This is a genomic window from Cohnella silvisoli, from assembly GCF_021190915.1.
GTDB lineage: Bacteria > Bacillota > Bacilli > Paenibacillales > Paenibacillaceae > Cohnella > Cohnella silvisoli.
This window is the reverse complement of record NZ_JAIOAP010000012.1, coordinates 202742-216282: the sequence shown is the minus strand read 5'-3', so window position 1 is coordinate 216282 and position 13541 is coordinate 202742. Positions and strand designations below refer to the sequence as shown.

General features: G+C 48.5%; 10 protein-coding genes and 1 other RNA gene. 7 read left to right on the top strand and 4 right to left on the bottom strand.

Annotation, left to right across the window (positions count from 1 at the left end; all coding sequences use genetic code 11):
- Positions 1–23 precede the first annotated feature (23 nt).
- From K7P76_RS21990 to K7P76_RS21980, 3 genes are read right to left on the bottom strand one after another with little or no spacing between them, the layout of a single operon-like run.
- On the bottom strand, positions 24–2195 hold the full coding sequence (locus K7P76_RS21990) for a cellulose biosynthesis cyclic di-GMP-binding regulatory protein BcsB (RefSeq protein ID WP_232187461.1): 2172 nt from the start codon (positions 2193–2195) through the stop codon (positions 24–26).
- Positions 2196–2218: 23 nt separating this feature from the next.
- Entirely contained in the window at positions 2219–3085 is an 867-nt protein-coding gene (locus K7P76_RS21985; protein ID WP_232187460.1) for a diguanylate cyclase domain-containing protein, read from the bottom strand.
- A 45-nt stretch (positions 3086–3130) separates the two neighbouring features.
- Positions 3131–4144, bottom strand: coding sequence for a sugar phosphate nucleotidyltransferase (locus K7P76_RS21980; protein WP_232187459.1), 1014 nt, complete (start codon positions 4142–4144; stop codon positions 3131–3133).
- A 452-nt stretch (positions 4145–4596) separates the two neighbouring features.
- Between K7P76_RS21980 and K7P76_RS21975 the strand changes: the two genes are divergently transcribed.
- From K7P76_RS21975 to rnpB, 7 genes are all read left to right on the top strand, one after another.
- A complete protein-coding gene (locus tag K7P76_RS21975; protein ID WP_232187479.1) occupies positions 4597–5067 on the top strand; it encodes a YaiI/YqxD family protein in 471 nt (156 codons plus the stop codon).
- A 90-nt stretch (positions 5068–5157) separates the two neighbouring features.
- Positions 5158–6984: a DNA primase gene (dnaG, locus tag K7P76_RS21970; protein WP_232187458.1), complete on the top strand. Its 1827-nt coding sequence runs from the start codon at positions 5158–5160 to the stop codon at positions 6982–6984.
- Positions 6985–7017: 33 nt separating this feature from the next.
- Positions 7018–8154, top strand: coding sequence for an RNA polymerase sigma factor RpoD (rpoD, locus tag K7P76_RS21965; RefSeq protein WP_232187457.1), 1137 nt, complete (start codon positions 7018–7020; stop codon positions 8152–8154).
- Positions 8155–8235: 81 nt separating this feature from the next.
- Positions 8236–9069, top strand: a complete 834-nt coding sequence (locus K7P76_RS21960) for a hypothetical protein (protein WP_232187456.1) — start codon at positions 8236–8238, stop codon at positions 9067–9069.
- Positions 9070–9071: 2 nt separating this feature from the next.
- Entirely contained in the window at positions 9072–9881 is an 810-nt protein-coding gene (locus K7P76_RS21955; RefSeq protein ID WP_232187455.1) for a tRNA (adenine(22)-N(1))-methyltransferase, read from the top strand.
- Positions 9848–10963 (top strand): Nif3-like dinuclear metal center hexameric protein, encoded by a 1116-nt coding sequence (locus K7P76_RS21950; protein ID WP_232187454.1) that lies wholly within the window; start codon positions 9848–9850, stop codon positions 10961–10963. Before K7P76_RS21955 ends, K7P76_RS21950 begins: the two co-directional genes overlap by 34 nt.
- 89 nt (positions 10964–11052) lie before the next feature.
- Positions 11053–11466, top strand: an RNA gene (gene rnpB / locus K7P76_RS21945) — RNase P RNA component class A.
- 64 nt (positions 11467–11530) lie between these two features.
- Here the strand turns inward: rnpB and K7P76_RS21940 are convergent.
- The gene (locus tag K7P76_RS21940) at positions 11531–13384 is read right to left on the bottom strand and encodes a S8 family peptidase (RefSeq protein ID WP_232187453.1); all 1854 of its coding nucleotides are present in this window, start codon (positions 13382–13384) and stop codon (positions 11531–11533) included.
- Between the last annotated feature and the right edge of the window lie 157 nt (positions 13385–13541).

Here is a 13541-nt window from a genome sequence, read left to right as displayed (position 1 = left end):
GGGCCGCGAGAGGAAATCAATATCTATCCATTGTTTTTACGGCGAACCATTATGAACAGGACAACAATCAAAGAAAGCACGATCACAAATGTCCCCAAGAACACATTTCCGCTATTGCGGAGCGGACGGTTGAATCCGGAAGCGGGTTGTATGTTCGGAAGAACCGGTTTCTTGCTGTCAATCGTTCTGGGGAAGGAATGGATTTGGTTGCGGTCATCGATGACTACGATACGACCGTTAATAGCTGAGCTTTTTTCTGCATCCGCCAAAGCACGGCTAATGAAAGATAGGTTAGTTCGTTCAATGCCGGCCAGTATAAGTACGCTTCTGTCTGGATTAAGCGGCGATCGTGTCAACTGAATGACAGCTGCGCGATGCGCCAATTCCGTAAGGATTTCTACTTTGTCAGATTGAGAGATTGCTTGGCCTGACGTGAACTTCACGTAACTATCCTCATATCCGTTCAGAAACGGCGGTAATTCAGCCGATGGACCTACAAATATTACGTTCCTGTCCTTAAGGGCATCTTGCAAATTTCCGGCGGGATAGTCTTCTAGACGAATGTCCGATTGCTCGGATATGTCAGTGCCCATCCTTCCGATCAGGGTCATTACTGCATTCAATTCTTCTTTTTTTCTGTTTTTCATTAGAAAAGTTGTTTTGTCCCATTGTTCACCGGATACAAATGGAAACGGCAATGAATCAAGATTATAAGATGTTCGTTTCTCTGGTGTAAAAGTAAAATAGGAAGATTTATCGACGAACGCCCAGTCACCCAATAAAGTATCCGCCGAACATGCGTTTGAAGTTACTTCTTCTACCGTACCTCCGGTAGGATTAACGAATTGGAAACTCAGTTCCACAAAGAGATTCCTGCTTGTTCCAATAACGGTAGAGTCAAGTTTAACGTCTACTTCCCCGTGAACGCTCGTTTTTTCTTCAAGTTTGACGCTCTGTACGGGAACTCCGTTTAATTTAACAGTCATGACAGATTTTCCGAATGAAATCGACCGGGAATGCTTATAAACCAAATGTAAATTTGCTCCGTTCGTCAGATCCCAGTTGTTAGGGATCGAATAGTTAAAGGTTGAGCCGCCTTGAAGAACACCTTCGGTGACCAGATTTCCGTAGCCCAACTGTTCGAGAGTCATATTGTAGGTTTTGTCTGTTTTTGCCTCTGTTTGATTGTCGATCTTGGCAATTGTTTCAGGGATAATCGAATAGGTGCTTTGTAACTGTTTATATAAAGACTCCGTCGTCAAAATCTCTGCGGCATTCATTAACTGTTTTCCGCTGCCGACAACGACTAAACTCGAGTGATTGTCATTCCAAGGAGAAACGACTTCAGCAATGATCCCTTTGGCAATAAGATCGTCGCGTGCAGTTTGGGAAAACGTTCTTAATACGGTCTGTCCATTCGCTTTCCAACGGTCGGCTTGTCCGATCCATATGTTCGAGTTATCCCGAAGTATAGCCTCCGTCAAATCCGATTCGGCATAGATCGGAACATTAAGTCGGTTGTTAGGGGATTGTGCCGTTAGAAACTGTGACATTCGGGCAGCTGCTTTGAATTCCGTTTGGTTGACGTTATCCGGAACGATAAGGATGGCATGAACCGGGTTCGGCGAGCCGCGCTCAATGAATGGGCTGGGATACCATGTGAAATTGGCCGTAGAATAGCTTTGAGAATAGTTGAGATTGATTTTGCTTTTTTTATGGATCACCAACCAGGCAGAGCTGTTTTGCGGATCTTCGCAAACGGCGGCCGAAACTTTCATTTTGGCCCAGAAGGAAACTTTATGAAACCCGGGTTTAAGATCGAATGAAGTTATATCGATTCTAAATAAGGTTTCTTTGATATTAGATTTATCAAGTGATGTACTTGCGATAGGTATATCATCTATGAGCACGGTCAAAGTGGAATGGTCAGGAAGCAGTGTCGGCGAATGGGAAATGTAAAGGTCAACAGAAGAGCCCGGCAACAATTGCCGACCTTTTCCGATTTCAAAAAAAGCATCTTGTTTGGAACCTTCCCCCCTGAACACCCGATCGTCGAAAAAAGTAGTCAGACTCTCTTTTTCCCCTTTTGTAAATCCAGAAGCATCTTTATCAATTACTTCCGCAAAGGCAACGGACGGCATCGTCAAGACGAATAGGATTATCATACAGATCCATAAGGAAGCAATCCTCTTCATGCGAATACGTCCTTTCTTTACATTCATAAACCATTCCATGTCAATTCATTTCTCGCTTTCTCTATGAGTGTTCTGGCCTCTATCCCGTCGGAAGGACATTCCGCGATGCCGAATTTCAGTTTCAGTTTTACCGTTCCTTCCCTACGGGGCCGATTCAACAACATCTCGTAAAACTGGTTTTCTAAGTTTTCTTGCACGGATGGGATCCAATCCCGTTCCTGTTCGGTCAATATTCCTGCCAATATGGCCTCCCCGACTTGGGCTCTAGCGTTCGTTGAAAATTCCAAGAACCATTCCGCGACGAAGTTTAGGATAAGCTGTGCTTGATCGGTGCCGAACATACGCTTGTATTCTCGGAATTGTTCGATTTCGATCATCAGCATATTAAATTTTTTCCTGTCCTTGAGGCCGATAAGTACTTCTTCTTCCAATTTATAGAGGAAGGCGGTACCGCTCATGTAACCGAATCTTTCCTCTACCGTGCAAGGTCCTACCTCTTGCAAGGAAGCAGGACCTTCCAGATCGAGGAAAGAGAAGAAGGAAGTATCCGAGGTTGCTATATTACTATAGCGATTGATGCCCCCTAGCAATGCAGAACAAGGGAAAATCACAAGCCAGATTAACTCGTTCCAACTCGCTTCTACAATAGGGATTGCCAGCCATGAACGATACAAAATGAATCCGCCGAAAAGCAGAGTGAACATTAAGCAAACGAGCAAAGTCTCGCTTACAGATCGTAGCATGCCGTAAACCATTAGCAGTAAGGAGCCTATGAACCAATAAATGTTCATAGGATTCGTAGGGAAAGTCATAAATACGTAGAAGCTTAACAATAGGACAGCAAGCAATTGGACAAACAAGTTGGCATAAAACCGTTCCGCTTGGGACATCTCATCAAACCCTTTCAAACGCGATGCAATAAAAATGAAATTCAATTAAATTAAACGATCTGTCTTCACAAAGTCCAACTGATCCACAAGGGGCTTGATCATATGTGAGACGCTCTTGTCGCTAATCAGAATGCCATCTGGGCCAGCTGCGATTACCGCGTTCTTAATGCCCGCGATGACGATCGGAATGCTTAATTGATTGATAACATGCGTTCCTTCACAACTATCGTCCTTAATGACATTGTTGCATTCATCTGGTTCGATCACGCGCAGCATTTCAGTCCATGTTCCCAGATCGGTCCATTTGCCCACGTACTTTACGCAGATGATTCGCTTTTCCGGCTCGACGACCATATAATCGAAACTGATGCGCGGAATCGTATCGTAAGCGGCGGTTAGCTCCTTATAACTCCAAGTTCGAATGAGGCGAGAAACGATCTCTTCCATATAAGCTAGGCGAAAAGCAAAAACTCCGCCGTTCCAAAGGGCTCCTTGGTCAATAAGATCGCCAGCGGAGGCTCGGTCAGGTTTTTCATGAAAGCTGTTCACCCTGCTGTAATAAGGATTTGAAGATGGAATAGGCAGAATATATCCGAATTTCTCAGCTGGGAAAGAAGGCTGGATACCGATAAGCGCAAGCCGGGCGAAATCCTGTTGAATGATATGATCCAAATCATTAAGTTTATCATAAAAGGCAGGATCAACATAGGCGTCAACGGGTAAAACGATTACCGTTTCATCCGGATGAATTTCGATGGATGAGAGGTAAGAAGAGGCAACTGCAATGGCGGGGAAAGTATCGCGCTGGGAAGGTTCAAGAATAAGTCTAACATCCGGACCCAGTTGTTCTCTAAGAACCGATTCATGATTCAGTCCGGCTGAAATGAAGAGATTATGTATCCCGAATTTATCCGCCAGAATTCCCCAAGTTTTCTGTACCATAGAGATCGATTCGCCTGAAGGCGTTCTAAGGATCTTCATGAATTGTTTAGGCAGTATCTCGCTGGATAAAGGCCATAATCTTTTCCCGGCGCCTCCGGAAAGCAAAATAATCTTCATGAGGGTCCTCCGTTTCGGTTAAATTTAGCTAAAGGCGCATATGTAAACCACGAAATACTTGAATAGTCCTAATTGAACAGGTATTATGGACTACTATATCATATAATAATAGGCAATATGAACTACATTAGCTTTTTTTAACTATTATAGTGCTTCCTCCTGAACAATTTATGAAAAATTTCACTCTAATATAAGATATATAACGATGAAGCGATGCTGAAGGATGCAGAATTATGTCGAATTTCGAATAATTTGTGACAACGGAAACGTAAACTCTATTAAACGATTACAATGTAGTTCAAACTGTGTGTTGCAACGCGGTTTCGAAACTGGTCACTGTTTCAATGCGTATAATTGGATAATACAAAATTTGATCCCAACAAGGCAGGATTTTGAGTCCCGTTATCGTATATAATATTACGGCAAACTTTGGGTGAATCGTGGTGATGTCGATGACTGTCCCGCGTCGTCGTGTAGTGGTTGATGGCGATGCTTGTCCGGTTAAGGCGGAAATTGCCAGAACGGTGAGGGGCTGTGGAGCGACCGCGCTTCTTGTATCCAGCCACGCTCATGTGTTGGTGCCGGAGCCGTCCGTGGAAGTCGTGACCGTCGACGCCAGCGATCAATCGGCAGATCTTTATATCGCGAACGTGCTGACGAAGAGCGATATTCTGGTAACCGGTGATTATGGGTTGGCAGCATTAGGGCTTGCGCGAGGTTCGGCCGTGTTGACGCCGAGAGGCAAGGTAATTCGGGAGTCCGATATCGAGGGTTTGTTGGAGCAACGTCATTTCTCGGCTCGTCAACGCCGCGGAGGCTTGCGCACCAAGGGACCGCGGGCGTTCACGAATGAAGATCGCGAGCGGTTTCAACAAAAACTGACAACTCTCTTGCAAGGGATGCAGGAGAATCCCGACCTTTAGCGAATTGTATTACGTGCAAGAAAGCGACCAACAGGGTGATGAACTGTATGAAATACGGTTGCCTGCACTGGGAAGATAGGGTGGCTCGTCATGAATTACGGAATGATACCCCAGACGGTTATTGATGAAGTGTTGCGCCGCCACGAAATTTCAGAAACAGTTGGCAAATATGTTCATCTGACCAAGAACGGTAAATACTTGAAGGGTCTCTGTCCCTTTCATTCCGAGAAATCGCCATCGTTTACCGTTACGCCGGAGAAGCAAATTTTTCATTGTTATGGCTGCGGTAAAGGCGGCAACGTCATCAAGTTCGTCATGGAGATGGAAGGAGAATCGTTTCCTGAAGCGGTCAAAGCGCTAGCCGAAGATGCTGGCATTCCCATTACGTGGACGACCGCGAACACAGAGGAACCCTCCGCCTTCCAGAAGGAAAAGAAAATCCTGCACGAAGCCCATGACTACAGCGCGAAATTGTATCATTATCTTCTGCTTAATACGGAAGCCGCGAGGCCGGCGATGGAGTATTTGACTTCTCGCGGTTTCAATGACACCTTGATCGAGCAATTCGGGCTCGGTTACGCACCGGCAAGATGGGACACGCTTACCCAAGCATTGGAACGTAAAGGGTATGTCCCGGCAGAGATGGAAGCAGGAGGTTTATTATCTCGCAGGCAAGAAGCGGAAGGATATGTCGACCGTTTCCGCGATCGGATAATTTTTCCCATTCATGATCCGAGCGGTCAAATCATCGCTTTCGCTGGACGACTGCTGTCCGACGGGCAGCCGAAGTATCTTAATTCTCCCGAAACGGCGCTCTTCAACAAGAGCCGAACGCTGTACCGATTGCATGAAGCTCGTCCAGCCATACGCCGCGCAAGGCAGGTAGTCCTTTTCGAAGGTTACGTTGATGTCATTAAGGCTTGGTCCGCGGGTGTGCATAATGGCGTAGCCACGATGGGGACGGCGCTAACCGGAGAGCACGCGGCATTGCTTAAGCGGTTCGCGGATGAGGTTATATTATGCTATGACGGAGATGATGCAGGACAAGCCGCCGCGCACAAAAGCATACCCTTGCTGGAAGAGGCTGGATTCCGCGTACGGGTGAGCGTACTTCCTAACCGAATGGATCCGGATGAGTACATTTCGTCCCATGGACAAGAGCCATTCGTTAGGGAATTCATTGAAGGAGCGGTTTCCGCAGTCAAATTTCAGCTTATATATTTAAGGAAATCCCATATACTCCTAGAAGAAGATGGGAAGATTCGGTATTTGCGCGATGCGGTTCGCATTGTCGCAAGACGAGATTCTCCGACGGAGCGGGAGCTATTGCTGAAGGAGCTTGCCCAAGAATTCGGCGTTTCCTTGGATACGCTGAAGCAGGAAAGCCTTGAATTCAGACAACAGGAGAAATTGGGAAACGCAGGGGATATTCCAGCCGGATCGTGGAATAATGTATGGAATGAAAAGAGAACTGCATCCAAGAACCCGCCGCTAGGTGCCGCGCATGTGAATGCGGAACGTCAACTGCTATCATGGATGATGCAGGATAAAGAGACGGCGCTCCTCGTTCAGCAAAGGCTTGACGACCGTTTTCATGTTGAGGATCACGCGGCTTTAGCTGCTTATTTATATGCTTTTTACGCCCAAAACAATGATCCTGATGTCGGTCGGTTTGTAGCGGTCTTGCAAGATGACCGTCTGGAACGGACTGCAAGTAGCATCGCTTTAATAGACATCCCGTTTGGCGAACGGGAGCTGGAAGATTGCATTCGTACGATCGGTCGAGCTTCTCTTGCACGGGAAGTTGAACGGTTGACCGAAGAATTAAATCGCGCACAGCGAGCTGGAGACTATTCCCGTGCAACGCAAATGGGTATAGAGATTATCGCCCTGGAAAAGCAGCGCAAGCAGTTCTGAAGCGCTGGCTGCTCAGGGAGGAGGGAGTCGGAAATGGCAAACGATCAACACACAGGGTTGGAAACGGAATCGACGTTAGAACAGGTCAAAGCTCAGCTGATGGAACAAGGTAAGAAGAAATCTACCTTGAGCTATAAAGACATCATGGAGAAGCTGTCTCCTTTCGATCAGGACCCCGAGCAAATTGACGAGTTTTTCGAGCAATTGGCCGATATCGGCATCGAGGTTTCCAACGATCACGATGAATTGGGACGGCAAGGACATGGCAGCGGAGAAGAGGAAGAACGCGACGAATTTAACTTCGACGACGATCTATCCCTTCCGCCAGGTATCAAAATCAATGATCCCGTTCGGATGTACTTGAAAGAAATCGGCCGCGTGCCGCTTCTTGGTGCGGATGACGAGGTAGAATTGGCCAAGAAGATTGAAATCGGCGGACCGGATGGGGAAGAAGCCAAAAAAAGGCTGGCGGAAGCCAACCTTCGTCTAGTCGTCAGCATAGCTAAGCGTTATGTCGGACGGGGTATGCTTTTCCTTGATCTAATTCAGGAAGGCAACATGGGGCTCTTGAAAGCGGTCGAGAAATTCGACCACGACAAAGGCTTCAAGTTCAGTACTTACGCGACATGGTGGATTAGACAGGCGATTACCCGGGCGATCGCGGATCAGGCGAGAACGATTCGGATTCCAGTCCACATGGTAGAGACCATCAACAAGCTAATTCGCGTATCACGCCAGCTGTTACAGGAATTGGGCAGAGAACCGACGCCTGAGGAAATTGCCGAGCAGATGGAATTGAGCGTAGATAAAGTTCGGGAAATCATGAAGATTGCACAGGAGCCTGTATCTCTTGAGACGCCGATCGGCGAAGAAGACGATTCCCACCTGGGCGACTTTATCGAAGACCAAGAAGCGTTAGCTCCCGCAGATGCTGCGGCGTATGAGCTTCTCAAGGAACAGTTGGAAGATGTTCTGGATACGCTGACGGAGAGAGAAGAGAACGTACTTCGCTTGCGTTTCGGATTGGATGATGGACGTACGCGTACGCTTGAAGAGGTAGGCAAGGTGTTCGGCGTAACCCGCGAACGTATTCGCCAAATCGAGGCCAAAGCGCTTCGTAAGCTTCGTCACCCTAGCCGCAGTAAGCGGTTGAAAGACTTCTTAGAATAAATAAATATTTGTGTTATAGAGACCTTTGCCGTAATGGTTGAAGGTCTTTTTCTTCAAACCGAGTAATGGGGGATCGCCTTGATGGCCGCTTTGGATGAAGAAAAGCGCAATCTAATCGTTAAGGAAATCGAATCTTGGCGCCGCAGCAAGCTATTGCCGGAGCAATATTGCGACTTCCTGCAAAACTTATATTTGGATGATTTGAATGAGCGTCCACAAGGCGTTATGGGAACCGTGCTGAAGAAAATCGGACAAGCCTCGGGTAAACAATGGCTTCTTTCATTTGGAAGTTTTACCTTGATTTGTTTTGTTGTACTTTATTTTAGCGCGTTTCCTTTAGCATTGCAAATAGGTCTCACCGCCGTTGTCACGGCGGCTTTTGTCCTAGTTGGCGGAAGGCTCAGAGAGAAAAATCCGCTGCGCGGGCTGCTGTCAGCCAGTGCGGGAATGGCATTTCTTTTGGGAACAGGGTTCGGCATTTTGCAGCTCAACGGATGGGCGAATGGCTCAGGTCCCCTTTGGTTATTGGGTCTATGCGCGGTAGTGTTTGTCGGTTCCGGAATAGGACTGAGATTCGCCTTGATTCATTGGTTCGGATGGATGGCCATCGTCGTGCTGTACGCCTTGATATTGTCCAGGCATGTTCCAAATCCCTCTTTGCTCGAAGTTCAAGTGTTCTGGATCCCGGCTGCGCTATTATTTTGTTGGTTGAGCTGGTTTCTTCATGTTCGATTCAAATCGGCAGGAGCGGTTTTGTTTGCCACGGCAACCATCCTGTGGTTTATGCCGGAAATTTATTCGGCTTTGTACGTCGTTCATACGGATTGGATACAGGTAGAAATACTTATTAAGATCGTCGTTGCCGGCGTTGGCATGTTTAGATTAAGAAAACAATGGATGGAATGGGTTGCGTAGAGATGAAGGATATCGAAAGTAACGGAGCAGGGCTGAAGCTGTCCAGACGATTGTCGGCATTAGCGGAGTGGGTTCCGCAAGGCGCCCGCTTCGCCGACATCGGGACGGATCATGCGCTGCTCCCGGTTTTTCTGGCAGGCAGCGGTAAAATTAATTACGCTGTAGCCGGAGACGTTCATGACGGCCCGGTAGAGGCTGCTAAACGCCAGGTTGCCGAGGCAAGATTGGAAAGTGTCGTGGCCGTAAGGCTTGGCGACGGCATGTCGGTATTGACGCCTGGCGAAGTGGACACGGTGACGATCGCAGGCATGGGCGGCAGCCTAATGGCTAGAATACTTGATCAAGCCGGTGAGAGTCTAAACGGCGTTAATACGCTTGTCCTCTCCCCCCATGTAGCGGAAGAGATGGTAAGGCGATGGCTCGCCGCGCATAATTATGTGTTGGACCAGGAAATGCTGCTCGAGGAAGACGGAGTTATTTATACGCTGATGCGTGCAGTACTGGAGCCCGATCCGGCTGAAGCGAAAGCTCGTCATTCCCGATTATACGACGAAGGAGCGTTGGATCCTAGGTTGTCTAGAGTATCTTCGGTGTTGTTATACGAAATGGGACCGCTCTTATTGCGTAATCCGACTGCCGTATTTCACAGGAAATGGGAGCAGGAAATCGCAAAAAGGGAAAGAGTCATCTTGCAATTAAGCTATTCCTCCGATCCTGGCGCCAAAGAGAAGGCCAGGGAATGGGAAGAGGATGTGCGAGAAATCCGGGAGGTGCTCTCATGTTTGCCCGAGGCGAAACGATTATCCAATTGATGGAGCGTCTTGCTCCTAAGCATTATGCGGTTCCGGACGATAAAATCGGCCTGCAGGTCGGTTCGGTTGCCAAGGAAGTACGCCGCGTTCTCGTTACCTTGGACGTAACGCCCGCCGTTGTGGAGGAAGCTGCCGCAATGGGAGCCGAGCTCATTATCGCCCATCACGCAGTCATCTATAGACCGCTTGCTCATTTGCGTACGGATACTCCGGCAGGAGCGCTGGCAGCGAGTCTATTGCGCAAAGACATAGCCGTATACATTTCCCATACGAATCTGGATACCGCGGAAGGCGGCATCAATGATTGGATGGCTGAAGCGCTTGAGCTGACCGGCCGGGACGTGTTGGAGGAGGTTCATACCGACAAGCTGTTCAAGCTTGTCGTGTTCGTTCCCGAGACGCATCACGAAACGGTGAGAACGGCAATGTTCTCCGCAGGCGCGGGATGGATTGGCAACTACAGCCATTGCAGCTTCAACATCGAGGGCACGGGTACCTTTCTGCCTCAGGAAGGAAGTGATCCATTTATCGGGAAGCAAGGGCGGCTGGAGCAAACGCGGGAAATTCGGCTAGAAACCATCGTGCCGCTAAGCGCGAGGAAAAAAGTGATTTCAGCCATGCTGAAGGCGCATCCTTACGAGGAGGTTGCCTACGATTTGTACAGCATGGATCTGAAGGGGCGATCTTTCGGACTAGGCAGGGTAGGCGTATTGCCGGCATCGGAAAGTTTGGATCAATTCGCCGAGCGGGTGAAAAGGGCTCTTAACGTTCCTTTCGTACGGATGGTTGGAGACGGTTCTAAGCCCATACGTAAAGTCGCCGTGCTCGGAGGAGCGGGTGCCAAATATATTCGTCATGCGACGTTTGCCGGCGCGGACGTGCTCGTAACCGGAGATATCGATTTTCATTCCGCACAGGACGCCGAAGCTGCGGGGTTAGCGATTATCGATCCTGGCCATCATGCCGAGAAGATCATGAAACCGAAAGCCGCACAATGGCTTGCCGGGCAATTGAAAGAAAAAGGATACGACACGGAAGTATTCGCTTCCCAGGTAGATACCGAGCCTTTTCAGCTGCGATAAATCAGGAAATCATTAAACACTGGTACTTCCTCCATTCATTCCCGTTGTCAGAGGACGCGATTCGCGATATACTAGTCGTTGCAAACCGGAAAGTTTGACAGACAATCGCTGGTGGCTTCGCGCCACGAGAGGAAAGTCCGGGCTCCACAGGGCAGAATGCTGGATAACGTCCAGTCAACGCGAGTTGAAGGATAGGGCCACAGAAATGGACCGCCGATGGCTGCTAACGCAGATCAGGCAAGGATGGAACCGTGGTGTAAGAGACCACGAGGAGCACTGGTGACTTTGCTCCTGGTAAACCCCATTTGGAGCAAGACCGAGGAGAACGCGGCAGCCGTCACTGGCTGCAGCCCTAGCCCGGGGTGCGTTCGGGTTGGTCGCTTGAGCCGTACAGCAATGTGCGGCCTAGAAAGATGATTGTCGCTTCCTTTGTGGGAGGACAGCGGAAGCTGTCCGTTATGACCACCGGAAGTACAGAACCCGGCTTACGGCAAGCTTTCCGGCTAATCTTAAATTCAAAACGGCCTAACTGCTCATCGGCAGTTAGGCCGTTTTTTGCCGATTCGATTATTTCTTGTTTAATTGCTCGAGCTCTCGGCGAACCTGTTGAGGAAAGAGCTGTAAAGAAGTATTCGTGCCGCTTGCCGATTGCAAAGCCGACATGACATCGATCTGTCCATAACCGTAGTCGTTATCTTTGCCGGGTTTGCCTAGATCTCTGGCCGTACGCCGCAGCAATTCCATGATCTCGACATTGGTAAGCTTAGAATTAGCCGCACGAACCAATGAGGCGAGGGCAGCGACGTGCGGTGAAGCCATGGAGGTGCCTGATAAGGCTGCATAACGGCTTCCCGGATAGGTGCTTGGGATAGATGTTCCAGGCGCAGCGACGTCGATATAGTCCCCGTAATTGGAATATTCGGCTCGGGCTTCGCTTTGATCGGTTGCGGATATGGCGAGCACCTCCGGATAAGCCGCAGGGTAGCCTGGGCGATCGGTATTGTCATTGCCGCTTGCGGCTACCAGCACGACGCCGTGATCATACGCGTACTTCAGTGCATCATGAAGAAATTCGGCTTCTGCATAATTGCCCAAGCTCATATTAATAATATGGGCCCCGTGATCCGTCGCCCAAATAATTCCTTCAGCGACAGAATACGTTGAGCCGGCTCCCGAGCTGTCGAGAACTTTAACAGGCATGATTTTCGTGAACCAAGTCATTCCCGCAACGCCTTCGTTATTGTTGACTTCCGCGGCGATGATTCCGGCAACATGCGTACCATGACCGACGTCGTCATCGGGAGGGCTCGAAGGATCTACAATATTAGTTCCTTTTACCAATCGGCCTTTGAGATCGGGATGATCGGATTGCACGCCCGTGTCTACTACAGCAACGATTACATCCTTGCTGCCCTTCGTTACGTTCCAACCGTTCTCCGTAGCAATCTCGGGCAAATTCCATTGATATTCGGAATAAAGCGTATCATTGGGAACGAAGGGAACGCTATTGGTGGATCCTTGCAAACCGTTTGTTAAATACAAGTAATGAGGCTCAACGTATTCCGGCTTCCATTTGCTGAGAAAGTAAGCCTTCAATTCATGGGTTTGATGTTTTTTGGAACGGAATACATAGGTTTTTCCCGTATGTTTGATTACGGATAAATCAAGCTCCTTGCGAAGCTGCAATAATTGCTTTTCCGTTAAGGGCGTACGAAACTTCGCGACGATCTCGTCGATCGTATAGTGACTGGCGTTTCCGTTATCTTCTCCCGTCCGCACCGTTGTTTCCTTATTTGAACCGGGTGTGACGGATTCGATCCGGTATCGTCCCTCGGGAGGATAAGGAATGAGTCGCAAATTGCGGCGCTGATGACGCTCAACCGCTTGGATGACTTCCGTGGATACTAGCGCGACAAGGCTTTGCTTAGAATTGGCAGCCTTCTGCGATAAAACAAAATAACTTTTGCCATTGTAAGAAAAGGTGGGTGAAGAATAAGGAGTACCTTGTCGTAATGATGAATGAGCCTTAGACAAATACGGTTTTGCGGCTTTGTCTAGTCCTTTGTCAATGGATCCGACCTTTTTATGCTGATTGCCGCGCGTCCACTCTGCGTATAAAATTTCAGGATGAGTTTTTAACAAGGCTTCGACACTTGAGCCAGACTTTCCATTCGCGGGTTCTTTTAACAATAAATGATGAACGTCTCTCGCGACCTGAGACCTTGACAACCGCTCGGTCGCTTCCATGTCGCGTTGAACGGTTTGTTGCTTGTACATAACTTCCTTCTTGGCAGCCGATTGAACATTCGGCACCCGCGAGGGCGCAGGATGCCAAGGCCTTAATGCAGGCGATGCAAGCGGAATGGCGAACAAGACGAGAGCGAAAGTAAATAAAAAACCGAGCAGCTTATTTCGGCGCATAACGCATCTCCTTTTCGTCCCATTGAATAAGGGAACTCATCTCATTAGGATGAAAGGGAAGCAATAAAAATATACGGCACATTTTACGTTAGCCAGTACCGCTTCACCGTGTTTTATGGTACGATGAGGAAAGTTTCGCGAGGTCAAAAGCGGAACT

Coding starts and splice junctions, on each gene's coding strand:
- K7P76_RS21980 (WP_232187459.1), bottom strand. CDS start 4,144: ATGAAGATTATTTTGCTTTCCGGAGGCGCCGGGAAAAGATTATGGCCT.
- K7P76_RS21990 (WP_232187461.1), bottom strand. CDS start 2,195: ATGAAGAGGATTGCTTCCTTATGGATCTGTATGATAATCCTATTCGTC.
- K7P76_RS21950 (WP_232187454.1), top strand. CDS start 9,848: ATGTTTGCCCGAGGCGAAACGATTATCCAATTGATGGAGCGTCTTGCT.
- K7P76_RS21960 (WP_232187456.1), top strand. CDS start 8,236: ATGGCCGCTTTGGATGAAGAAAAGCGCAATCTAATCGTTAAGGAAATC.
- K7P76_RS21940 (WP_232187453.1), bottom strand. CDS start 13,384: ATGCGCCGAAATAAGCTGCTCGGTTTTTTATTTACTTTCGCTCTCGTC.
- K7P76_RS21985 (WP_232187460.1), bottom strand. CDS start 3,085: ATGTCCCAAGCGGAACGGTTTTATGCCAACTTGTTTGTCCAATTGCTT.
- dnaG (WP_232187458.1), top strand. CDS start 5,158: ATGAATTACGGAATGATACCCCAGACGGTTATTGATGAAGTGTTGCGC.
- rpoD (WP_232187457.1), top strand. CDS start 7,018: ATGGCAAACGATCAACACACAGGGTTGGAAACGGAATCGACGTTAGAA.
- K7P76_RS21975 (WP_232187479.1), top strand. CDS start 4,597: ATGACTGTCCCGCGTCGTCGTGTAGTGGTTGATGGCGATGCTTGTCCG.
- K7P76_RS21955 (WP_232187455.1), top strand. CDS start 9,072: ATGAAGGATATCGAAAGTAACGGAGCAGGGCTGAAGCTGTCCAGACGA.